The 24,570-nt window shown below is 50.0% G+C and carries 12 protein-coding genes; 9 read left to right on the top strand and 3 right to left on the bottom strand.

Annotated features, from left to right (window positions below; genetic code table 11):
• Window positions 1–80 precede the first annotated feature (80 nt).
• Entirely contained in the window at window positions 81–1,403 is a 1,323-nt protein-coding gene (locus HER31_RS15375; protein WP_168661853.1) for an MFS transporter, read from the top strand.
• A 246-nt stretch (window positions 1,404–1,649) separates the two neighbouring features.
• On the opposite strand, the gene HER31_RS15370 is transcribed toward HER31_RS15375, so the two are convergent.
• The gene (locus HER31_RS15370) at window positions 1,650–2,519 is read right to left on the bottom strand and encodes a nuclear transport factor 2 family protein (RefSeq protein ID WP_168661851.1); all 870 of its coding nucleotides are present in this window, start codon (window positions 2,517–2,519) and stop codon (window positions 1,650–1,652) included.
• Window positions 2,520–2,875: 356 nt separating this feature from the next.
• Between HER31_RS15370 and HER31_RS15365 the strand changes: the two genes are divergently transcribed.
• From HER31_RS15365 to HER31_RS15350, 4 genes are all read left to right on the top strand, one after another.
• Entirely contained in the window at window positions 2,876–4,312 is a 1,437-nt protein-coding gene (locus tag HER31_RS15365; RefSeq protein WP_168661850.1) for a tetratricopeptide repeat protein, read from the top strand.
• A gap of 10 nt (window positions 4,313–4,322) precedes the next feature.
• Entirely contained in the window at window positions 4,323–4,853 is a 531-nt protein-coding gene (locus HER31_RS15360) for a GNAT family N-acetyltransferase (protein WP_168661848.1), read from the top strand.
• A 101-nt stretch (window positions 4,854–4,954) separates the two neighbouring features.
• Window positions 4,955–6,277, top strand: a complete 1,323-nt coding sequence (locus tag HER31_RS15355) for a M16 family metallopeptidase (protein WP_168661846.1) — start codon at window positions 4,955–4,957, stop codon at window positions 6,275–6,277.
• Window positions 6,274–7,740, top strand: a complete 1,467-nt coding sequence (locus HER31_RS15350; RefSeq protein WP_168661844.1) for a M16 family metallopeptidase — start codon at window positions 6,274–6,276, stop codon at window positions 7,738–7,740. Before HER31_RS15355 ends, HER31_RS15350 begins: the two co-directional genes overlap by 4 nt.
• Before the next feature lie 404 nt (window positions 7,741–8,144).
• Here HER31_RS15350 and HER31_RS15345 read toward each other — a convergent pair whose 3' ends face one another.
• Window positions 8,145–9,053, bottom strand: coding sequence for a LysR family transcriptional regulator (locus tag HER31_RS15345; protein WP_168661842.1), 909 nt, complete (start codon window positions 9,051–9,053; stop codon window positions 8,145–8,147).
• 276 nt (window positions 9,054–9,329) lie between these two features.
• Here HER31_RS15345 and HER31_RS15340 point away from each other — a divergent pair, with 276 nt between their 5' ends.
• The 4 genes from HER31_RS15340 to HER31_RS15325 all read left to right on the top strand — a co-directional run bounded on the left by HER31_RS15340 (window position 9,330) and on the right by HER31_RS15325 (window position 13,198).
• Window positions 9,330–11,105: an aryl-sulfate sulfotransferase gene (locus HER31_RS15340; protein WP_238786848.1), complete on the top strand. Its 1,776-nt coding sequence runs from the start codon at window positions 9,330–9,332 to the stop codon at window positions 11,103–11,105.
• A gap of 51 nt (window positions 11,106–11,156) precedes the next feature.
• Window positions 11,157–11,909 carry a nucleoside-specific channel-forming Tsx family protein gene (locus HER31_RS15335; protein WP_168661841.1) on the top strand — a complete coding sequence of 251 codons (753 nt, stop codon included), beginning with the start codon at window positions 11,157–11,159 and terminating at the stop codon, window positions 11,907–11,909.
• Between the two features lie 62 nt (window positions 11,910–11,971).
• A complete protein-coding gene (locus HER31_RS15330; protein ID WP_168661839.1) occupies window positions 11,972–12,574 on the top strand; it encodes a thiol:disulfide interchange protein DsbA/DsbL in 603 nt (200 codons plus the stop codon).
• 9 nt (window positions 12,575–12,583) lie between these two features.
• The gene (locus HER31_RS15325; RefSeq protein WP_168661837.1) at window positions 12,584–13,198 is read left to right on the top strand and encodes a disulfide bond formation protein B; all 615 of its coding nucleotides are present in this window, start codon (window positions 12,584–12,586) and stop codon (window positions 13,196–13,198) included.
• Between the two features lie 1,033 nt (window positions 13,199–14,231).
• Here the strand turns inward: HER31_RS15325 and HER31_RS15320 are convergent.
• Window positions 14,232–24,536, bottom strand: coding sequence for an Ig-like domain-containing protein (locus tag HER31_RS15320; RefSeq protein ID WP_168661835.1), 10,305 nt, complete (start codon window positions 24,534–24,536; stop codon window positions 14,232–14,234).
• Window positions 24,537–24,570: the final 34 nt, after the last annotated feature.

Here is a 24,570-nt window from a genome sequence, read left to right as displayed (position 1 = left end):
ACCATTTTTGCCAAAAGCAGTGTCCTAAGGCACTGCTTTTTTGTTGCTTAACTTTATATCGGGATACTCGGTTTCTGCGCATGAAACGTTTCTCTACTTTGCAGCTGATAGCTTTCAGCTTAATTAACATGCCGTTGTCGATGTTAATGTCGCCGACCGCCTCGATATTACCCAACTATTATCTGGAATATACAGCCGTTACTGCCGCGGCATTGGCCAGCGTGACCCTAATTGCACGAATGTTCGATGCGCTAACCGATCCCCTAATTGGTTATCTGAGCGATCGCTCCGGCAAGCGCAAACCGTGGATGTTGTTGGGGGTGTTGTTATTGATGGCATCGACATACCCGCTCTATCAACCGCCTGCGCACGCTGACATCACTTACCTACTGGGGTGGTATATGTTGGTGACGTTAGGCTGGACCCTAATCGAAATTCCCCACAGTACACTTACTGCGTCACTCTCTGATGATTATCAAGAACGTAACCGAGTGGTGTTGTGGCGCCAGCTGCTTGGCTTTGGCGGTGGGGTGTTGTTTATGGCGATGCCTTTGCTGTTATTAGGGAAAAACGACTTTTCTCCGGATGTATTTCACGCCATTGCGTTGTTTATCCTGATCTCTTTGCCACTGACCTTACTCGTCATGTGGCGGACGGTGCCAGAATTTGAGCCACAACAACAACGACCTCGTTTCGCTGATCTTTGGCGATTGTGGGGGCAACTGCCCATACTGCGATATTTTATCGTGACACAAGTTTTGTTTGGCTTAGCGATCGGTGGGATCTCCGGCATGTTTGTTATCTATGCCCGTTATTACTTACAGCTGGGCGATAAGATTGTACAGGTGGCAATGCCAATGACGCTGATGATGGTGCTATCGATACCAGGCTGGGCGCAGCTTCTTAAGCGAGTTGAAAAGCATCGAGCCTGGGCCGCATCGGCGCTGCTGTTAATAGCGCTATTGTTGTGGATAGCAACGATAGCTCCTGGTGATTCGGCACTAATGCAGATGCAGATTGCTATGGGCGGGGTTGGTCTGTGTGTCGGCTTGGTAGCGATTGTGTTGCCGTCGATGATGGCCGATATCGTTGATTACGACCGTTGGCGTAACCGCCGCGATCGGGCCGCCACCCTGTTTTCGATTCAGGCGTTTGCGGTCAAGCTCAATCAGGGCTTTGGCAGCGCATTAGCGCTGGGTATTGCTGCCTTCTTTGGCTTTTCTGGCAAAGGTGAGTTAAGTGAATCGGCGAGCGTTGGCTTGAAGCTTGGTTTTATTGTTTGGCCGTCGTTGTTATTGCTGCCGATGTTATGGCTGGTGTGGCATTACCGACTGGGTAAAACCAGTCAACGTGCGCTGCAGCGTCGTTTGGCCAGCCGAATCGCCAGCGTTGCGGACAAATAAAAAGACTGTGTCGTAGTTAGCTGTTGAAGTTTATCTTAAGCCTGCGGCTGTATCGGTTGCAGTACTCTTAAGGGGTTATGTCGCGGTAGCGACGGCACATTCTTGTATGCATTAGGGGGGGGGGAGCTCTGCCCCCTTTGGAATTCCCCTTTGTATCAGGACGTGCCTAGCCGGTGCTTTAACCGTATTCAGCCTTAAAAGCCGCACCAATCGATTGATGCGACCTGTGAATAAACGCCATTGGGTTTAGTTAAAGCCGAACTTGCCGTTATCGTTGGCCCATTTCGAAGTCGCTGGAATCACCTCAACGGTATCCCAGTGCTCAACAATCATGCCGTTATCGAGGCGGAATAGATCATAGATGGCCACCGGCTTGCTGTTGAATGAACCTTCGCTGATGGCTAACACAAAGTTACCTTCACCCAAAATTTTGTGATTGGTTTGGTAGCTTGGGGCGGTGCCGTCGGCAGTAACAGCAGCAATAACCGCAACGGCACCATCGGCCATGCTTGGGTTGTGTTGTAGATAATCAGCCGCCGCGGTACCGATAAATTGGTTGATGTTATCGACATCACGGCCGATGAGCACCGTGGTGACGAAGTCGCTTACCAGCGCTTTGTTAGCGTCGGTTTTATCCAGATCGGTGATGGCGGCAATACCATCTGTTTGGCTGCGACCGCTGGCGTTGTTGCCCTGTCGCTTTTGGAAGTTATCCCAATGTTCTACCGCTTTGCCTTCTTCAAAGCGGAACACTTCGAAGCCAACCTTAGGGCCGAGGTAGTTGTACTCGCCGTGCGTTATTACGAAGTCATCATCCTGAATTACTCGGGTAACACTGGCCTTAGTTGTATCTGCCGGCAGCATGTGCCAGGTGGTACCAAAACCAACCAGTCCATCTTCAATCGCGGGATTATGTTGAATGAACTGACGACGGTTGATGTGTTTAATGGCTGCGGAGTCACGAGTTTCGATACTGGTGACGATAGCTTCGGCTTTCTCTTTGATGGACAGCGTATTCGCCTGTGCGAAAGTGCTAGTAGAGTAAAGCGCCATAGCTAGAGCACCGGTTGATAGCAACGTTTTGGTCACCGTGCTGATCAGCGTTTGCGTCGTCATGAAGGTTTGTCCCTGTGAGCAAATTAAATGATTGGTGAAACGTACCTCGAGGCTAGCCTGCGTCATTTTCGCAGTACAGTAATCCATCGGTATTGGCAGAGATTTCAATGTGGTTGTAATCATAGCAAAGCGAATTATGGTGTTGGTGAGCACAGCAATAGAGTCAGATATAGGTCACTACTTAAGCGGCTTAACTGTGAACTAACAATAGAAAAATCAGCACTAAGACAACCTTCGCGGCCTTGTTATTGGTCGCTACTGGTTATTTTTACTTTGCGCTATCAACATCATGCTTTGCTGGGTTATTCCGGTGGTATGATGAAAAATAGTGTTTTTGATTATGGTATATCAGCAATATGAACGATCTAGAGCTAGTTCGACGGCTCAACCGCGAGTTGATTGACGACTATCAGCTGGCCCGGAATTACTGTCTTGATGTACCGACCTATGCGCTGGTGCACCTGCGTAGCGTTGCTCATCGGTTGGTTGAGCAGATAGCGGCACTGAAACAGATCGAGTTTCGCTCTAAAAACCTCTACGACCGCATTGATCAGCTGGGCAAAACTCGGCTTATTGATATGCGCCTTACCCGTAAGTTGCATAAACTTCGTAATGACGGCAACAAAGGTGCTCACCCAGAGAAATACCAATTATCGCAACAGCAGCTGGTTCTGCTGGCAACCAAAAGCGTTAAGGATTGCGCCAACCTCTGTGCTGATCTCTATCCGCTCCTCGCAGAGACCGATGAGGTGCCTGAATGGCAGTTTGCTCCGGTTGATGCTGAGGCCGGTCGAGAGCTGTGTTATCGAGCGGTAATGGACGACGACGCCGAGGCGCAATATTTGGTTGGGCTGTCACTGAAAGCCCGAGCAGCGGCACGACATGAGCAAGAGCTGTCGTTCGCTGAAGCTAACGAAACGCAGCTGCAAAGTGACTCCAGTGACGAACTGACTCAAGCGGCTTATTGGTTTGAACGTGCCGCTTTGCGTCACGCTGGTGCTCGCTTTGAGCACGGCGTGGCGCTGTTGCACGGCTACGGCGGTGAGATGGATGAAGCACTGGCGTTAGAGCTTATCCAAGCCGCGGCGGAGGAAAAAAACGCCGATGCACAGGCATTGGTGGGCTACTTTCACCTCACCGGCAGTCATGGCTTTAGTGCCGATCCACAATTGGCCGAGCACTATTTATTGGCAGGGGCGGAGCAAGAGCAGCCAGAGGCGTTAGCCAATCTCGCTGTGCTGTATTACAAGGGGCTACTTGGCCAAGCGGATTACCAGCAGGCGCGTCGCTGTGCCGAACAAGGTGCGCAAGCGGGTTATCCCCACGCGCAATACCAGCTAGCGGTTATGCTGTTTGCTGGTGAGGGCGGCACCGTCGATGCGTTATCTGGCATGCAGTGGCTGCAAAGTGCTGCCGAACAGCACTACCCTGAAGCGCTGGCGGATTTGGCTCAGCGTCGATTGGATGGCGATGGTATCGAGGCCAATGCCGCGGCAGCGGAAGCGCTATATCAGCAAGCCATTGAGTATGGTGCCTTGCCACGGGCGATGTTTGAGCTGGCATTGGCCCACTTTGAGCAAGAGCTGCCGCAGCCAGATTTAAACCTTGGTGCGCAACTGTTGTGGCAGGCCTATCAACGAGTATTGCCGCAATCTGAGCTAGGCTTGGCTATTCATCAGCTGGCACCAGAGCTGGTCGCGCAGTTAGACAGCGCCATTGAGGCTGGCAATAGTGAACTGCAGGCAGTGCGTAGGCGTTTTAGTGTGGATGGCTATCCACAATCAGAATCCTAAGGAGGGATAGATGCCCGGATTAGAGGTTGCACGTTCAAGTACATTGTCGCTGCATCAGTTTGACGACAGCGATGCCGCTGCATTTAAACTGATGAACGATCAGCCAAAGGTGCTTGAATTTACCGGCGATAAGCCCTTTGCTTCTGAGGCTGAAGCGGCACTATTTCTGCGCAATTACGACCACTATCAACAGCATGGTTTTGGCCGGTGGAGCATCTATCTGCACGATGGTCGCTACGGCGGATTTTGCGGCCTTCGGCAAACCATTAACAGCGGAGGTAGCTCAGAAATTGACTTGGGTTATCGCGTGCCATTAGAGCTGTGGGGTAGAGGCATCGCCACCGATGCGGGGCGGTTGGCACTGCAGCTTGGCTTCGAGCAATTCAAACTGCCGCAGATTGTGGCGCATGCTATGCCAGCTAACCCAGGCTCAGTGCAGGTGTTGCGAAAGCTCGGTATGCACCCCATCAGCGAATTTTCCGATGAGCACGGCCATTGGCAAACTTTTTGCCTAACCCATGCACAGTGGAGCAGTCGCTAAGTAACAAACTCTGACATATCTTTTGCGCAATGCCCTTGTTCGTAATCTGGCCTAGGGCCAAACTTAGGTCACTGTTTCTACAAGGATCTAAGGAGACCAAGATGGCAATGCGTAGCCTCTGGATTGGGCTGCTGCTTTCTACAACTGGATTGGCACAAGCCACCACCGTTGAAGATGTGCAGAGCTTCACCCTCGACAATGGCATGAAGATAATGGTGATGGAAGACAACACCATCCCTAATGCCAACATGTACCTATTCTGGAAAGTCGGCTCTCGTAATGAGGTGCCAGGCATTACCGGTTTATCCCACTTTTTCGAACATATGATGTTTAACGGCTCGGAACATTACGCGCCGAAGATGTTCGATCGCACGATGGAAGCTGCTGGCGGCGCCAACAACGCATACACCACCGAAGATCTCACGGTTTACACCGATTGGTTCCCAGCGGAAGCGATGGAGGTGATCTTCTCACTGGAAGCGGATCGCATCAGTTCACTAACCATCGATCCAAAAATGGTTGATAGCGAACGTGGGGTCGTTTCCTCTGAGCGTCGCACCGGTTTGGAAAACTCCAACTGGCGCATGCTCAGCGAAGAAGTAAAAGGCGCAGCTTTTCGCGCTCACCCGTACAGCTGGTCGGTTATTGGCCATGAGTCAGACATTAATGCGTGGACCTTGGATGATCTCAAGCAGTATCACAAAACCTATTACGCGCCGAATAATGCGGTGGTAGTGATCTCCGGTGCCGTTAAGTTTGCTGAAGTTAAGCAGATGGCAGAGCAATACTTTGGGGTAATTCCTGCTCAACCTACGCCAGCAGTAGTTCGTACCATTGAGCCGGAGCAGAAGGGTGAAAAACGGGTATACGTACAGAAACCGTCGGTCTCCAGCACCAACTTAATGGTCGCTTATAAAATTCCAGCCAGTAGCGATGCCGACTTCTATGCATTGGACCTGTTGTCCGATCTGTTGTTAAAAGGGAAATCCAGCCGTCTCAACCGTGCATTAGTGGACGAACAGTTGGCGTTAGCGGTTGATGGCTACCTACCCAAAAGCTTTGACCCTAACCTGTTCTATCTATACGCGATTGCTAATCCGCAGGGGGATCCTTCCAAGCTGGAACACACCCTTATTCAGGAAGTAAATCGTCTGAGCACTGAGTTAGTTTCACAGGCTGAACTGGATAAGGTGAAGAACCATAAGTTGATGGAGTTCTATAAACAGATGCAAACCATCAACGGCCGCTCCAACACCGTTGGCACTTACGAGCTCTATTTTGGTGATTACAGCAAGCTGTTCAATGCGCCAGAGGCTTACCAAGCGGTTACCCCCGCAGATATTCAACGTGTAGCACAAACCTACCTTACCAAAGCGCGTCGTACCGTAGGTGTGCTGGCGGCCGAGGAGGATAAGGACCTATGAAAAAGCTAATACTTGCCTTAGCCGTAGCTAGTCTCAGTGGTTGTATGAGTACTACGCCCACGCTAGAAGGGAATCCATCGACTACCAATGCCGTGGCGCCTACACCTTTTGTGGTGCCAACCGTGGCCAAATCTGGTGCCAAGTTTACTTTGCCTGCATACGAGCAGATGGAACTGGATAATGGTCTAACCGTTTATTTGCTGCAGCGAGATACGGTACCGCTGATCACCGTCAATGCTGTTGTCCGCGCTGGTGCCGTGAACGATGCCGAGCCGGGCACCGCTAAGCTAACTAGCCAAGCGATGCTGCTGGGGACCAGCTCGTTGAGCAAAAACAAGCTTGAAAGTACGGTTGAAAACCTTGGTGCTAGCCTCAATGCCTCTGCGGGCAAAGAGGGCACTTCCCTCCACAGCCAGTTTCAGAGTAAAGATCTGCAGGTGATGTTACCGCTGATTGCCGAGGTCTTAACCAAACCAAGCTTTCCGGCGGACGAAGTGATGAAAGCGCGCGACCGCTATGTGGCGCAGTTATCGCAGCAAAAAGAGAGTCCACGTCAGGTCATCAATAACTACTTTGATCGGTTGTTGTACGGCAATCACCCCTACGGCAATGCTGCAGTAGGTAACGCCGATGCAATTGCTCAACTGGATGAGTTTGACCTGAAAATCTTTCATGGTAGCTGGTATCAGCCGCGCAACACGGCGTTAGTGATTGCTGGGGACTTCAATCGTGCCGACGTCTTGGCTCTGGTGAAGCAACAATTTGGCCAGTGGGCGGATCGCAAAACCCCAACGCCACCGAACTTAGAGGTTGCAGTAGCGCAACCTAGCAGTGCTAGAGTGTTGTTGGTGGATAAGGCCGATGCCCGCGAAACCACCTTTTTAATTGGTGGCCCAGGTGTCGCGCGGGATAACCCTGATTACGTTGGTCTGCAGGTATTAAACACCATCTTAGGTGGTCGTTTTACCTCATGGTTGAACGATGAATTGCGAGTGAATGCAGGATTAACCTATGGTGCGCGCTCCCACTTCAATGCTTTGGGTGAACATGGTGGCTTTACTATCAGCACCTTTACCGCAACGGAAACCACCGCAGCAGCGATGGATTTAGCCCTGAAAACCTACACTCGTCTGTGGGAACAAGGGATAGACCAAGCCACTTTAGACAGTGCCAAAGCATATGTGAAAGGGCAGTTCCCGCCGAAGTATGAAACCGCTGATCAGCTTGCCGGTTTGCTGGGGCAGATGCATCTTATGAAGATGGATCCGAAGCAGTTGGATAACTTTAGCCAACAAGTGGACAAGTTAACGGTAGCGGATGCTCAGCAGCTGGTTGCCAAGCACTTCCCTAAGGACAACCTACAGTTTGTTTTGGTCGGTAAAGCGGATGATATCCGTGGCCTTGCTGCTAACTATGGTGATGTGACTGAAGTAAGTATCAATCAAGCTGGCTTTCGCTTCTAAGCGGAGCAACTAACGCTAAATCAACGGCCAATCATTGCGGTGATTGGCCGTTTTTATTGGTTTGTCACAGTTAAGTGTTGAGGTTTATATCAAGCCTTCGGCTCTATCGGTTGCAGTAATCTTAAGGGGTTATGTCGCGGTGGCGACGGCACATTCTTGTGTGCATTAGGGGGGAGTTCCGCCCCCTTTGGAGTCCCCTTTTGCCTTAGGTCGCAGTCCAAAACGCTTCGCTGGAGTGCTCCAATGCGGCAGAAGATCAACGGCGGCGGTGCTTTCCCCTTGTACCAAAACTCGCCTAGCCGGTGCTTTAACAGCATTGGAAACAACAACACTTAATTGGTACACAGCCATTTAATCGAGTCTTGGTAAAGGGGAGTTTGCTAGACCTAAGCTGAAAGCAGGTGTTACTGCGCTGGCGGGGTAGAGCTCCACTGTCGAATGTTCTCAACGAGTTCGTCGATAAGCAGACGTACTCTGGGCAGTTGATAGCGACGAGACGAATAGATGATGTATAGATCGTTGATATCGAGAATTTCGCCATTAAATAGCAGTTGAAACTGGTCTTGTGGCAGCTCGGCCAGCACCATTTCAGGCAAACAAGCGATGCCTTTATCTGCCAGCATCATCTGCGCCAAGACTGCGGGAGAATCTGATGAGGCATAGCTTGTTATCGGCACTTGGCCGCTTTTGCCTTTACCGTTGTTCCAATGCAGCTCCCCTTTGGCCAAATTAGAGTGAGCCAGTGATAGAAATGGGTAAAGATTCAATTGCTCTGGGCTGGTTGGTTCCCCAAAAGTGGCGATAAAACGTTTGCTGGCACAGAAGTAGCGTTTCACCTTACAGATAGGGCTGGCAATCAATGATTGGTCACGGGGTTGGTTGGGGCTTATGGCAAAGTCACAGTCGAGCAACTCGTCCAATTGACGCCCTTGAGTCGACTGAATCGACAGTTGGATTTGTGGGTAACGCTGTTGAAATGGAATAAAGAAGCTTGTCGTTAATATTGACGCTAAGCTTGGTGGCGTGGCGATTCGGATCTCACCCGTAATGGAATCATCATGGCAGCTGATCTCTTGTTTGATCTGCGCTATTTCTGCGGTAATGACTTCTGCGCGCTGCAATAACAGCTCACCTTGGTGGGTTAAGGTGATGCGCTTACCGCCACGGTGAAATAACTCTGCTCCCAGCTCTTGCTCTAATGCACGGATCTTACGGCTGATCGACGAAGTCGGAATGTCTAACACTTCTGCCGCTCTGGATATGCTTAGAAGATTTGCAACGCTCTGGAAAACTGTTACCGCTTCGAGGTTCATATACGCACTGCCTATGAGGAAACGGTAGTTACATTAACCAGCCCTGAAATAAAATAGTAACCGTAAGACCAAATATGGAAGGAGGGGGGCGAACCTCAGTCGAAAAAAGTATCGAGCACTTGAGAGCAAGTTGTATGGTGATCACAGTCTTCAATTAAGCCGTGATTGGCATAAAGATAATGGTGTCACAAACTGCAATGCCGCATCCCATTATGTTGAGAGTTAAATTATTTTTTTCACGATAGCCTTTATTCACTAACACAAATAAAGGCTTTGATGATGAAAACCAACTCGTTACTAAAAATGTCTCTGTTGAGCTTCTGCGTGTGCAGTGGTGTTCATGCTGGCGCGTTTCCTCCAGCTCCTGCCGTTGGTGAATTGGGCTCGGTAATTATGGACCCCTATCGGATGTCACCGCTAACTGCAGTTATTGGACTTGATACCCATACTGTCAGCGATATTAGTGTGCTGGTTCATGGTAAAGGTAAGAATGGGGTAGACATTAAGTACAAGGTTAGTGATACCGCGATGAATTCTCACGATGGTATTCCAGTATTTGGTCTCTACGCTGATTACAAAAATACGGTGACGGTAAAATTTACTAAAAACGGCAAGGCACACGAGGAACAATATAAAATCATTACCGGTGCTATCACCAACGATTACATCGATAGTCGTAACTTAACAGCACTGCCGCAAATCAAGGTAAAACAAGTAAGTAAAGGCTTCGAAGATCGCCTCTATTTTGTTAACTCCAATACCTATAACCCCAATGGTGCCAACCTAAACTGGGCAACTCCGAAAGCAGTGGGGGCAGCCAAAACCGATCCTGCCCCTGGCGGTGGTGCGATGCCATTTGATGAAGTACCGATGAACTATGTAGTCGATACGCAGGGAGAGATCCGCTGGTGGATGGATCCAAATAAGGTTTATGACGGCTTTGATATTGATGCCAATAAGCGTGGCGTATTCATGGGCTTAAACCCAACCGATCACGGCACCTACACTTGGTTGCAGGGGCAGCACTATGGAGAGTTCGATCTTATCGGTCGTATGACCGACTTTAAACTTCCTCGTGGTTATGTTGATGCTTCGCACGAGATTAACCAAACCAGCAGTGGTAATTACCTCATTCGAGTTGGTAAGCAAAATTATCGTCGCGCTGATGGCAGCTACGTAAATACCGTCCGTGACCATATTATTGAAGTTACCCCAACCGGCAACCTCGTTGAGGTGTGGGACTTGAATAAAATCCTTGAGAACTCACGAGAAGAAGTGTTGTTGGCGTTGGATGCGGGGGCGGTATGCATGAACGTTGACGTTGATCATCAAGGAGAGACTGTTGAGATTGAGCAAGATGCACCATTTGGAGACATTGTTGGGGTTGGTGCTGGCCGTAACTGGGCTCACGTTAACTCTATTGAATACGATCCAAGTGATGACTCACTGATCCTGTCGGTACGACATCAAGGTGTGGTGAAAGTGGGGCGCGATAAAGAGGTTAAGTGGGTACTGGCACCAAATGTTGGTTGGAACAAACTCAAAGACAAAGTGCTTACACCGGTTGATAGCAAAGGCCGTAAGTTGGACTGCCACAATGCCAGTTGCAATAACACCGATTTTGATTGGCCGTTCTCACAACACGACGCCAAGCTGACAGGCAAAGGCACCATTACCGTTTATGACAACGGCGGCACTCGTAATTACGAGCAACCAGCAATGCCAACCATGAAGTACAGTCGCTTCGTTGAATACAAGATCAACGAAGACAAAGGCACCGTTGAGCAGGTATGGGAATACGGTAAAGACCGCGGATACGATTGGTTCTCTACCGTTACGTCAAATACTGAATACCGTGGTGATCGCAACACCATGTTTGGTTTTGGTGGTTCAGCCAATATGTTTTCTAAAGATGGCGTTATCGGACGTATCAACGAAATCGACTACAAAACCAAAGATATTAAAGTGGAAATTGACGTAACCAGCGATAAACCACACGCACCACATTACCGCGCTTTGATTCTTGATCTAACCCAAATGTTTAACTACTAAAAAATAAGTAGGAGGCCTAAATTAATTGGGCCTCCTACACTAGGAGTTGTTATGAAAAAAATTGCATTGGCGCTTGCTGTTCTAGCTCCATTTTCAATTGCACAAGCCGAAATAATAAAACAAACAAATAGTGTCGGCGTTGGTTATCGTGCGCACTTAGGTGATGATGCCGATAAATCCAATAAAAATGATTACGTGGTGTTAACCGCTAAACATAAAACTATTACTGATTGGGGATTAGTTAGTCTGGCCGCAAGGTATGAAAACCCATTCACACTCGAAGCAGACAAACCTAATGGTAAATCGGCGGTTGAAACGTTTAAAACCTTTGCTGATGTTTATTATAAGTTAGGTGATGGTAGTACGCAGTTATGGTGGGATTGGTATTCATCAGCAAACCAAAACATTACTGAAGTTACCAATACACTTGGCCTTGCTTATAGTGCAAAAATTGGCAAATTAAAACTTAAAGCAGGAGCGGGTTTGCCTTACTCAGTCGGGCACTCACCACTTCGCTCCTATGATGTAATGCTGGGGGCAGCAATTACTCGTTTTGAGTTCGCTTATCCATTGGCAGCTAATGCCACTGTATTTGGTTTAGCTGATTCTCGATGGGACCGCGATGAGGACTTTAAGGAGACCTTTAACCATAGTGAAGATAACGGCCATCACATATTGTTGGGTGGTAAATACCAAATAAACAAATCCATAAACATCGCCATGGTATATCACGATTACAGTGATTGGGGTGGTTATGCTAAAGATGGGCAAGCTATAGAAACTTCAGTAAATTTTGTTTTCTAAATATTTACAGTTACGAAGAGTCGTATTTATCCTGTTTACTAATTTAATTTAAGAATGACAAAATGAAAAAATTACTATCAGTATTAGCCCTAACTCTTTCTTTTGGTGCAGCGGCCTACGATGAAGGTAAGCATTACATCGACCTAAAAGACGGTGGTTTCGAGGCTCCAAATCAAGTGGTAAAGGTTTATTCCACTAACTGCCCGTTCTGCTACAAGTATGAAAAAGCGGTTATCCCTAATTACGTTAAAAACTTGCCTGATGGCATCAGTTACGATGCCTACCATATAACCACCAAGCCACCATTTGGACTAGAAAAAGCCACTGCGGTTGCAGTGGGTAAAGTGTTGGGCGATAAGCAGTACAAGAAAGTGAAGATGGCCTACTACAAGCAAATTCACGATCTGAAGAAGAAGTTCAGCTCAAGCGAAGAAGCGACTCAGTTCGGTATCGATCAATTGGGGATCTCCAAAGCAGAGTTCGATAAGCGTGCAGCCTCAGCAGAAGTTGCCAAGTTGCTGAAGAAGTGGGACCAAGGCTTAGAAGTAGCCAAGATTAAAGGTATTCCAGCCATCGTGGTTAACGGCAAATACCTGATCATCACCCAAAGCGTGACCAGCATGAAGATGCTGGACGAGTTAACTGCTGAACTGCTGGCTAAGTAGGGGTATCTGATGAATCCAATTACAGCGGGCTTTAGTTCACTGAAAAGTGCCCCAGCCCAAACCTTATCTGAGTGGCAAAACCAACGCTGGCTATGGTTGGTGATGAGCGGAGCGGCACTATTTCTGATTCTATCTGCGATGGGTTACTTCCAGTGGTTCCTCGAGATGGACCCTTGTGAGAAGTGCGTTTACATCCGTTACAGCCAGTTTTGTATCCTGTTTGCAGGACTGATTATTGCCATAAAGCCGAGCAATAATGTCTTGAAAGTGATTGGTCTATTGTTGGCTTGGTATGGCGTTGTGCAAGGCATGGCTTGGTCGATTCAATTAAACGATATCCACCACGCCGCACATGAATTGGATGATGTGTTATCCAGCGGTGGTGATCTGTTTGCTGCTGGTGGTGGTGCCGGCTCTTGCTCTACCGATCCGAAGTTCCCACTGGGCTTGCCACTGCATGAGTGGTTTCCGTATGAGTTCCAGCCCTCTGGTATTTGTGGTGAAGACGATTGGTCACTGCTGGGCTTAAATATGGCCGAGTACTGCATCATTGCTTACAGCATTTTTGGTATCTGTTTGGGAGCGGCAACCTTTGGTTGGGTATCAAAGCTATTGAAAAAGTAATATTAAAGTAATAAGAAACGGGCTCTTTTGAGCCCATTTTTTTATGGATAGAAATTTATATTGATGTTTGACATTGAAATCAACAATATTAAGTCACAAACTATATTATTTTAATTAAATTTAATCTTGTTGATTGGGTAAATAATACTCCATTTTTTGAGTTGTATATCTTAATAATTTTTATTCGAGTAATATGCTAAAACTTTTTATATTTATCTGAGATACCTAATTTTTATAATGCTATGGTAAATATGACATAGCTTATAAATTAATTATATTATCAATAAGCATCTGTAGGGCGGGGAGATAGCACGTGTATTCAGTTTTAATCGAGCTCGTTGAGACCCGCAAAATCACCTGTTCTAAGTAACCTATATTAATTGCTGCTCGCTTCTGTTTTCAGGGCATACTGGCCTTTTTACTGGTTTCTATACGCAACATGTTAAGTGCCATAGAGCGGACTCTGGCCAGTATCTCGGCGGCATTGCCTCGGTAAATTTGGCATGCGTCTTCATTCATAGTGACATCGAACACCCAACGCCCCCGAACCGCATCGGCAAATCGTTCGGGAGTTAGTTCTGCTGAGCTGATGTAATAGCGATAGTCCAGCGATTCTCTGCCATCCGAATCCAACGGATAGCCAATGGCGACACCAATCGTTTTTGCCCTTTCCAAGCTGACAATTCGGCTGCAATATCATTAGTAGGCAAGCATGGTATTCGCGGGCTTCGACACGCCCATGGCCTCGCTCGATAGTGCTTGTATGGATCTGCTTTGTTACCGATTTAAAAGCCTTTTTAACTGCCTTAGCGCCCTTAACAGCCAATAGGTAGTTCGTCCTCTAGGTCGATAATCTGACTGCTTGCACTCACTTTATACAACAGTCCTGAACCAGTGGTGATTGACCTCAGTCCTTAACTAGAGCGATGGTAAAACACCAAAAAACCGTCATTACCAAGGTAATGACGGCTTTTACTGTGTTTAAGGTTACAGGCTTAAGCGGTGGTAGTTTAACGCCGGACAGCCTTCAACCTTACTGCCGTTTCAGTGCATTCTTCTCGGGAAAAGAAAGCTCAATCTCAACCCGGCGATTCTGCGCATGGTGTGCTTCGCTATCGCCTGATACCTTGAGTTCACTTTCTCCCTTGGCCTGTACATCTAACTGTTCCGGTAACAGCTGGTAATGCTCGACCAAAATGGTTTTCACTGCTTCAGCTCGACGTTCAGACAACTCCTGATTGTAGGCACGGCCTGCAGGTGAAGAGCTATGGCCGCTGATGGGCACATGTTGCAAGTTGTGCGCTGTAATTATTTCAGCTGCCTCTGCTAAAGCCGGATCATATTCAGCGGCAACGACGTCACTGTCGTTGGCAAACAAGATCTGTAACTTCAGCTTGGTCGAAGTTTTTTGCCAACGAGTACAGCCGAACTCATCCACCGCATCAGTAACCGGTGTTTGCGCACATTGGTCCATTCGATCCTGCACGCCATCACCATCACCATCACCATCTGCCACAACTACAGGCTTTGCTGTGATCGGTTTAGTCACGGTAGATGCCGGTTGCTTTGCTGCACCAAAGTGGTAAGCCAGATTCAGGCCAATCATATGGGTTGGGTAGTTATCAAACTCAATCCGCTGCGCTTGCATTGAAGCCACCCAGTTATCAGCAAATCGATAATCAGCACTGATGCCATAAAGCAGATCGGTGCCGCTCGGTGCATCCGAGCCCCTACCGTTTCCTGATAGTGAGAAGCTATCGTAGTCCCCTTGCCAGAAGAAGGCCCCGACTTTGCCGCTCAACGAGAATTGCGGCGAAAGCTGATAGCGATAACCCAATTGCGCGTATGGACCACTGCCTGATTCTGGGTAGATGTGTTCAACCGTATCGAAAAACTGCTCGGTATCATCGAAGATCCCTTGCAGGGTGAGCTCTACCTCGCCGGTATCCAGGTAACCCGCCTCAACGAACCAGTTATCGGTTACGAAGTAGCCCAGCCCTAATCCCCAACCCAGGCGTGCTTCATCCAGCGACAGCACCGAGGCATTGATGCCTGCATCGGTAAAGTCTCCGTTAAGATCTGACTCATCCACCTGGCTGGCCGCCCAGTTCAACTGGCCGCTGACGAACCAAGACTTAAGCGCCTTGGACTCCTTACCCTCTGGCCCGGCCGCATTGGCTGCCGAGCTCATCAGGGCGATGGCAGCCAGCACGGCCGCTCCCATCCGCTGCTGTGACAAGCGACGCCACGCCGCCGCGAACATCAGCAGTACTATCCAACCATGGCTCATACTACCGCCACTGCCTCCTTCAGTTTTAACAACTTGATTCGCTGTGACCGTTACGATGACCGTTGCAGTAGCAAGGCCTCCGGCCCCATCCGATACGCTATATTCAATCACCACATTACCCACAAAGCCTTCTGGCGCCTCAAAGCGCAGCTTGCCATCGTCAATAATGCTGACACTCCCAGCTGATGCGGTTACATCGACGATGCGAAGCACATCATCATCGGCGTCGCTGTCGTTCGCTAACACTGGTAAATCGATCTGTTCGCCGTCGAACATCTGTGCAGTATCATCTTCGGCCACAGGTGCACGGTTAACGTACACCGTAACCGCTACCTCGGCATAGGCACTGCCACCTTGGCCATCACTGATGCCGTAACGGATGTTGTCGCTGCCCAGATAGTTTTCCGGAGCCAGATAGCTGACGGAACCATCGTCATTAATGGTTACCTCACCAAAAGACGCGGAAGCGGATACCACGGTCAATGCGTCACCATCGGCATCGCTGTCGTTGTCCAGCACCCAGATCTCGGTCTGCTCACCGGCACGCAGGGTAATGCTGTCATCGAGTGCCACCGGAATAGTGTTATCACTCAGCAGCACCGCAACGCCCCCCGGATCGACCACAGTACCGTTAACCATACCGTCGGCATCGTAACGACCACCATCCACCAAGGTCAGCTGCACACACCAGTGTCCTTCGGTTAGCCCTGGCGTCCATACATCTCCACCTGGTGGGGGACAGAAGCCCGGCTCCCCTGGTGCAGAGTGAACTAGGTTAAACAGATCCTCTACCAGAGTTATCCAGCCTTCGTTCGGCAGGAACTTGCGGTACACCGCATCAGCTGGAATGGCCAAGCGTTGTGGCATCACCACCTGCAACTGCTGACCAGACTCCGGTAGGTTGTAGGCGATAAAGTCGAAGATGCCGCCGATGTTCTGCGCCTCGGTATCAACACCCAGCTCATCACCCTCGACAGCAATATCCTCATCGACGATCTGAGCACCACCGGTTACGCCTTGAGCACTGTAAGCCCCAGTTCGAAGACATACCGCTGGATCACCTTCAACGATGTAACCGTCCCAGTTATCAACTGTTTCCGGCAAGACATTGCATTCGTCGGTCATCTGGTCCAAGTAATCAGGAATACCGTCGTAGTCACTATCGACATAGCCCTCTTGCGCATCTGGGATCAGATCGCCATCGCTGTCTTGGTTTGGCATCAGCGCCACAGCACTGCTACGCACCTCGATATAGAGAGCAGAGGTATCTGACAGGCCACCGTTATCAGTTACAGTCAGCGACAATGGGTACAAGCCGACTTCCATCTTGCTCGGCTCGAAACTAACGCGGTAGTCGTCGGCATCAAGATCGACGACGGCATCATCCAACTGCCATACCAACTGATGACTGTCGCCGAGATTCGGATCAACCAGTTGCGCCTCAACCTCCATCATCCCTTGCTGTTGGAATGCGATTAGCCGAGGCTCACCGGCCTGATAGGCTGCCAAGGTAAGCTCTGGCGCTAGGTTGGACTCAGAGATCACAATCTCATGGTTGTGCTTGTTACCTCGGTTGATGCCTTCTGCTAACTCAATAAGCAGGGTTTCGTCACCTTCAAGCAGTTCATCTTGAACAACGCGGAAACGGATCGAAGCTGAGGAGCCGGACTCGATTATCACTTCACCCGCTTGCAGATCATGGTCGGCATTATCTGCATCGCCAGACACAGTAAATGGAACGGTAACCGGGTACTCGAAGTGTGCTCCGTTCATCACCACTGCCACCTCTACCTCGTCGCCTTCAAGCACCACCTGATCCTTGGCGATGGAGATCAGCGGTCGTACATACACCTTTTGCGGTGCGGTGGCACAGCGGCCCTCGTCATCGCAGGCTTGCCAGAAGGCGGTGTTGTCTCCAGGTTGGAAGAACGGCAGGCCGTCAATCAGGCTTACCGGCAACGGATTGCCGTAACGATCCTCTGCGGTTGCGGTTCCTAGGTTTACCTTGGTAAAGAGGCCACTGGCATCAACGTAAGCGGAATCAGGTACGGTGATCACCGGCTTGAGTGCGTCTTCGTCGATAACCGTAACCACGGCGGAATCTTCGCCGCCAAAGCCGTCACTGATGCGGTAGCTGATGCTAGCGAAGCCACTGAAGTTATCGCCTGTCACGAAGCGCAATTGATTGCTGGCAATGGTTACCGAGCCTTCACTGGCCGCCGCGCCAATCAAGGCTAAGCTATCGCCATCAGCATCGATGTCGTTAACCAGTACGTCGATCTGCGCTTCAGTCTGACCACTGGCCAGTACCAACTCGTCGTCGTTGGCTACCGGTGGAGCATTGTTGCTCACCACGGTAACGGTAACTAAGGCGTTAGCCAGGCCACCGTTACCATCACTGATCTGATAGGAGATCGGCATTTCACCGAGCACCTCAGGATCTGGTTGATAACTCAGGGTCTGATCTGGATTGATGAGCACCTGCCCCACAGCCACTTCAGCACTCACCAGCGTTAGGGTGTCGCCATCTGCGTCGCTGTCGTTGGCTAACACATCTACCATCACCCCAGTGCGGTTGTCGGTCACGGCGCTGTCGTCCATCGCGACTGGCGCATCATTGACGCCGCCGATGGTAATGGCGACCTTGGCATTGGCAATGCCACCGTTACCGTCGTTGATCTGATAGTTAAAGCTATCGCCACCGTTGAGGTTTGGCCAAGGCTGGTACAGCACCGAGCCGGAATCCAGCACCGTAGCTTGTCCCAGGGTTGGTTGACTCAGCAAGGTTACGCTCAGGGCGTCGCCATCGGCATCGCTGTCATTTGCTAACACCATGATGGTTACAGGCAGTTCTTCCAGAGTGGTTTGGCTGTCATCGTTGGCCAACGGCGCGTCGTTAACATTGCTGATCGTCAGGCTAACGTTGGCATTATCAGACACCGCTTCACCGTCGCTGACGCGATAGCTGAAGCTGTCACTGCGCTGCTCGCTGCCGTCGTGCTGGTAGCTGAAGCTACCGTCGCTGTTTAGGATCAGCTCACCGTAGCTCGGCTTGGTAACCAGCTCCGCAGTTATGGGGTCTGCATCGGCGTCACTGTCATTCAGCAGTACACCATCGTTGATGCTGAGCAACTCGCCTTCCGCCAAGGTGTAGCTGTCATCTTTGGCAACGGGTATGCCATTATTGGATATCACGGTAATCGCCACCTGAGCGATGTTCGACAGTTCACCGATTTCATCAGCGATCTGGTAGCTAAATTTATCCGCGCCGTAGTAGTCTGGCTGCGGGGTATAACGAATGCTACCGTCAGCATTAAGCTCAACCTCACCATGGCTCGGCGCTGCCATCACGGTTACGCTTTGTGGCATCAACTCACCATCGGTATCGAAGTCATTGGTCAATACCGCAATGATAACGCTGTCGCTCTCAATTACCGTTGCCACATCATCGACCGCCTCGGGAGCGTCATTGACCGCAGCGATATTGAGCTCAACCACCGCAGTGTTAGACCACGCCCCAAGGTCATCCTGAACTCGGTAGACAAAGCTGTCACTGCCATAGTGGTTGGCTGCAGCTTGATAACGAACCAAGCCGGAAGTCCTATCGAGGGTCACTTCGCCATATTGCGGTGCAGTGACGATATCGATACTCGATAGCACCAATTCACCATCGACGTCGCTGTCGTTACCCAGAACGTTGATACTGACATCACCATCCTCCAACAATTGGGCACTGTCATCCTGCGCTATTGGCGCATCGTTGACAGCCAGCACCTCGACGGTCACCGTGGCAGGTTGAGAGGCCAGTTCATTGTCATCGATCAGCAAGTACTGGAACTCGAAGTTGCCATTGACATGCGTCTCTGAGAGGAATTGCCAGTTGCCCGCCTCATCCTGCGACACGCTGGCGTTGTCAGGCTGAGTCAGGATACGCACCGATTCATTGCCAAGCACGCTGTCGACATCTTCGTCGTTAGCTAGCAGCGTGAGAACAAGCGGTGTATCTTCATCAATTTCAAAGCTGTCGTCGCGAGCAACTGGGGCGTCATTCAGGCCGCTAATTGCCACAACCACTAAGGCTGCTTCGGAGTAAAGGCCAAAGCTATCAGCCACTCGATAACTCAGCTGGGCAGCTGCGGTTTGGTTTAGCGCTGGGGTATACCACAATTTACCATCGACAATAGCCACCGTACCGTGGTTCGGCTCGGTGACGATCTCCAAGCTGGATGCATCAATGCTGTCTTCGCTATCAATCTCACTGTCGTTGGCCAACACGTCGACTTCAACTGCAACATCCTCTTCTGTCATGGCTGAGTCATTCACCACCAGCGGTGCATCGTTAAGCTCACGAATGGTCAGTGATACGGTTGCAATGTTTGACTGGGCACCATCAGCATCGGTAAAGCGATATTGGAAGCTGTCAGAACCGGCGTAGTTGGCGTCTGGCTGATAGTTAATGCTGCCATTGTTGACGTTAACCTCGACACTGCCATTCTCAGGCTTAGTCGTTACCATCACGCTAGCTGGATCGATGCTGTGTTCGGCGTCGATATCATTACTCAGCACCTCGATAACAGTCAGCGCATCCTCGTCCAACTCTGAGGAGTCGTCTACCGCTAACGGTTCATCATTGATGCCAGTAACCGTAATATTGATATGGGTTGCGCTGTCGTCATTTAGGGCAACAACAAAGCCATCAAGCTCCTGTTGATCTTGTCCCAGCACCTCGGCACGCTCATCAAGCTGATACTCCCAGTTACCATCGGCGTTAACCACTAGGTCGCCAAAGGTGCCCTCAAACTCAGCGGCGATAAAGCTCAGCTCAGGGTTATCAGCATCGGTGGCAGTCAATTGGCCTGACGCTTGGATTTGGGTATTCTCCACCACAGATCCGACACCCTCGGAGATCACTGGAACATCATCAATACCGCTAATAGCGATGGTCACCTTGGTGGCTTCACCACTGGTCAGGTTAACGGTAAACACCTTGGTCAGCGACTGTCCCTCAGTGAGGGCATCGGCTCGTTCGTCCAGCTGGTAAGTCCAACTGCCGTCAACGGCAATTGTGAAGCTGCCATAATCCCCGAGAATAACGGCGGCAACTGGCTTTAGGGTTGGATCATCGGCATCAAAGGCGACCAAGGTGCCGGAAGTCGTAGGCTTAGAGTCCTCCACCACGCTGCCGCTGCCCTCTTCAATCACAGGCTTATCATCGGTGCCAGTGATGCTGATGGTTACCGTGGTAGTGGATTGGTTATCATTTAGGGTTAAGGTCAACTGGTCAGTGGCCGCCTGATCTTGAGCCAGCGCATCGGCGCGCTCGTCCAAGAGGTAGCCCCAGCTGCCGTCCGCGCTCACGGTAAGCTTGCCATAGCTGCCGTTCAGCTCAGCAGCCTTGAAGGCCAACGATGGACTATCTACATCGGTGGCGACCAATAGGCCAGAAGTCGCAGGTTGGCTGTCCTCGACAACAGCGCCAACACCAGCGCTGATCTCAGCTGGGTCATCGGTGCCATGGATCACGATCTTCAACTCAGAGGTGGAACCGTCACTCAACTCAACCGGATAAGTCTCTGTTTCTGAGTCACCCTTTGCGAAATGATTGACTTTGTCATTATCAAGCAAGTAGTTCCAACGCCCATCCTCTTCGAGGTTGACCTCGCCATAGGCACTGGTCTTACTGAAAGTATCGAAGGTTGGCAACGGGCTATCTGGGTCGCTGACCCTGAATTGGCCACTGGCTTGCAATCGAGTATCTTCATAAACGTATTGCAACTCCGAGTATATAACTGCGGGATCATCGCTACCCATCACATCAATGGTCACCTTGGTAGTCATTGCGTTGCTTAGCGTTGCGGTAAACAGCTCCTGTATCGTTTCATCCTGAGCTAACGGGTTCGCCAGTTGCTCATCTAGGTTATAGGACCAGCTGCCATCTAACTTAATAAAGAAGGTGCCATAGCTACCTTTCAAAACTTGTTCAGTAAAGCTGAGCTTAGGACCGTCAACATCGGTCACTATCAGGGTACCTGACGTCCTTGGCTGAGTATCTTCAACCACGCTGCCCTGGCCCTCAGATACTTCCGGTGCATCATCAACACCGGTAATGTAGATCACTACTGTGGTGGTGCGGCCGTCGGCCAGACTCACCGTTAGCAGATCGGAGTCTTTTTCACCCTCACCAAGAGGGTTAGCCTTGTCGTTATCAAGGGTGTATTCCCAGCTACCATCGCTGTCTATCGACAAGCTACCAAAATCGCCGTTAACGATTTCAGTCTTGAACTCAACTGCATCGATGTTGTTATCAGGGTCGGTCACCGTCAACTGGCCAGAGCTTGTCAATTGGGTATCCTCCACCACACTACCCTGACCACGGCTTATCTTGGAGGGGTCATCGGTACCAGTGATGTTGATGGTGACGGTGGTAGTATAATCATCGCTTAATAGGATGGTGAATTGTTCGACAACTTGTTCGTCCTGCTGCAGAGGATCGGCTTTGTCCGAGTCAAGTCTATAGTTCCACGTACCGCTATAGCCGCTACCATTGCTAACCGTCAAGGCTCCATAGGTACCTTGATAAACCTTGTCGATGAACTGTGGATGACCATCATCTAAATCTTTGGCGGTCAGCGAACCTGAGGCATAGGTGCGTTCATCCTCGATTACACTCCCCTCTCCGGTGGTAATCTCCGGTGGGGTATCAACCCCGACGATGTCGATGATGATCTGAGATGGCCAACCCGAGGCAAGCTTAGCCTGAAACTGCAAGGTTTTCGTCTCACCCTCTTTTAGCGAGGCTGCAGTGGAACTATTGAGCAAAAACTGCCATTTGCCGTCTTCGAAAAGTTCAAAATACCCATAGTAATAAGGTGCTTGCTGAGGAACATACAACTGCGGGCCAGTTTCTTCATCGAAGGCATTCACCTGGCCGGAGGCCACGGTGTCCACCGACTCGACCATTCTAGCGTAGTCATCGGTTAACACCGGGTCGTCATCAACGGCAGCAATGGTAATAAGCAGCTCACCTTCATCAGTACTGTTGCTCATGTCTTGCTGGTCATCTACCAAATAGGCAAAGCGGGTCGAAGCGCTGTTCTCGCTCAGGACCGTAGGTGCCTGATAACGCAGCGCAGTGAACTCCTGCTCACTGATTACCTGCCCCAACTGCACTGCGATACCATTAAGGGTTACCGAACCCAGATCAGGAACGGAGAATACGGTAATCAGCAGACTGTCATTATCGGCATCAGTCGGTGTTTCAAGCCCTGGAACAACGTCGACATCGTCTTCGTCGACATAGATGGAGGCACTGTCGGCTTTAGGGGCGTCGTTAATGGGCAACACCTGAATATCTAGGACCCCAATGGCCTCAGTAAAACCATCGTTTACCGCATAACTAAGCTGGCCCGGGTTCTGCTCATGCAAGTAATCTTCAGGCGCATCGTACTTGAGTTGCGCAAAGGCCTCTGCGCTCAAGTTTTGGTTGATAACCAAAGGAGTGCCAGTACCGTCAACGATGGTGCCCATCAACGGCAACTCGCGGATATTCATCTCCAGTGGGTCACCGTCAACATCAGAAACCGCTAGGCTAACTGGAGTGCCTAGCGACTCCTCAGCTACCACCAAGGTGCGACTCTCAGCCAGCGGCGGAGTGTTATCAACAACCTCGATATTGAGCTTGCCCGCCTTTAGGCCAAAGTTGAAGTGCTGTGGAGTGACGAAGAAAGCTCTCTCCCCTGGGGTCGGGTTAGCACTGGTGTTGATGTAGCGGATGTCCTCAATTAAATCCTCCATTTCATCTGGATGAAGGCGACGATTGTCCGGAATATGACCGTTCATCTCCACGGTCTTATAAATGTCGATGAGGACCATGTTATCCATCGGGTCATAAAAAGTGACATCAACTCGATCCGAACCTGCGCGAACCGAGTTCTGGTTTTCACCGTCGACTAAACTAAATTCATGTTCCCCAACACGCAGTTTCTCGGCGCTACCATCAAGAATTTGCCTCGCATCGTAGCTGAGCCAAAGGTGGTAATAACCGTCGTAGAGCTCACTGTAGGAATCACCGACGATGCCAAAGTTCTTGACCAGTTCACCATCGGCAATCAGCGGCACCTCAGCATCATCGACTCGCACCGCTCGGGCGTTATCTGTGCTGCCATCCAAGCTGCCATCCAAGCTGAATGTCAGCGAACTCACATCCAACTCTACGGCATCGTATGGAGCACCATTGGGTCCGATGTACCAATCCTGATAACCACCGAAACGAATTAACGAATAGTCGCTAATAGCGTATGCCGAATTTATGGACATGCTAAAGGTGGATAGGTTGTCGTAGAACAGTGCATATCGCCCATTAGTGCCACCTTTTCCCCTAAAACGAGTAAATCCAGTGGCAATGTGGTACTCATCAACTACAGGACTAGTAGACGTAGCGTTGTCATACCGAGAAATCCATAGGCGATCGAACCCGGTAAAATCCATGTAGTCCCCAAATCCTGATCCACGAGTGGTTGCTTGCACATTTTGCAGGTTCACCGGCTCCCAAGTCATACTATCGAGGTCAAAACTGCCACCGAGGATAAAATGGATGTCATACTGAATATCACCAATATAAACCGGACAAAAATCTCCATCATCATCGGAGCTCGCTTCCACGTCATAGTCGGCTTGTTTCGTAGGATTATGCTCTCCAAAGCTCGTGCGTAGCATCACCGCGTCGACCTGCACCCCATCGATGGTGATCACGTTCTCATATAGGTGGACAATATCGTCAACCCAGATAGCATCCTCAACTGACTCTGGATTCGGACAATCGAAACTCGGGCCATTCTGACAAACACTCCAGTCACGATACCGCTCAGTGACTTCCAGTTTAGAGGGAAACTGGGTAATGGTTACGCCTTCGCCACCAATGTTGATGCGCTGGAAGTTGACGTCCAAATTCAATAGCGGCTCTGATGCTGATACCGATACCGAAACTATCATCATCGACGTTAATAACCATAACTTCGCTAATGAAGCCAACTTTAGCCTACTGCTCATCCATTAATCCTTTATGTTTTGCAAACTATCCCGA

The organism is Ferrimonas lipolytica (genome assembly GCF_012295575.1).
GTDB classification, from domain to species: Bacteria; Pseudomonadota; Gammaproteobacteria; order Enterobacterales; family Shewanellaceae; genus Ferrimonas; species Ferrimonas lipolytica.
The sequence above is the reverse complement of the archived record's forward strand: the minus strand, read 5'-3'. Positions and strand labels throughout refer to the sequence as shown.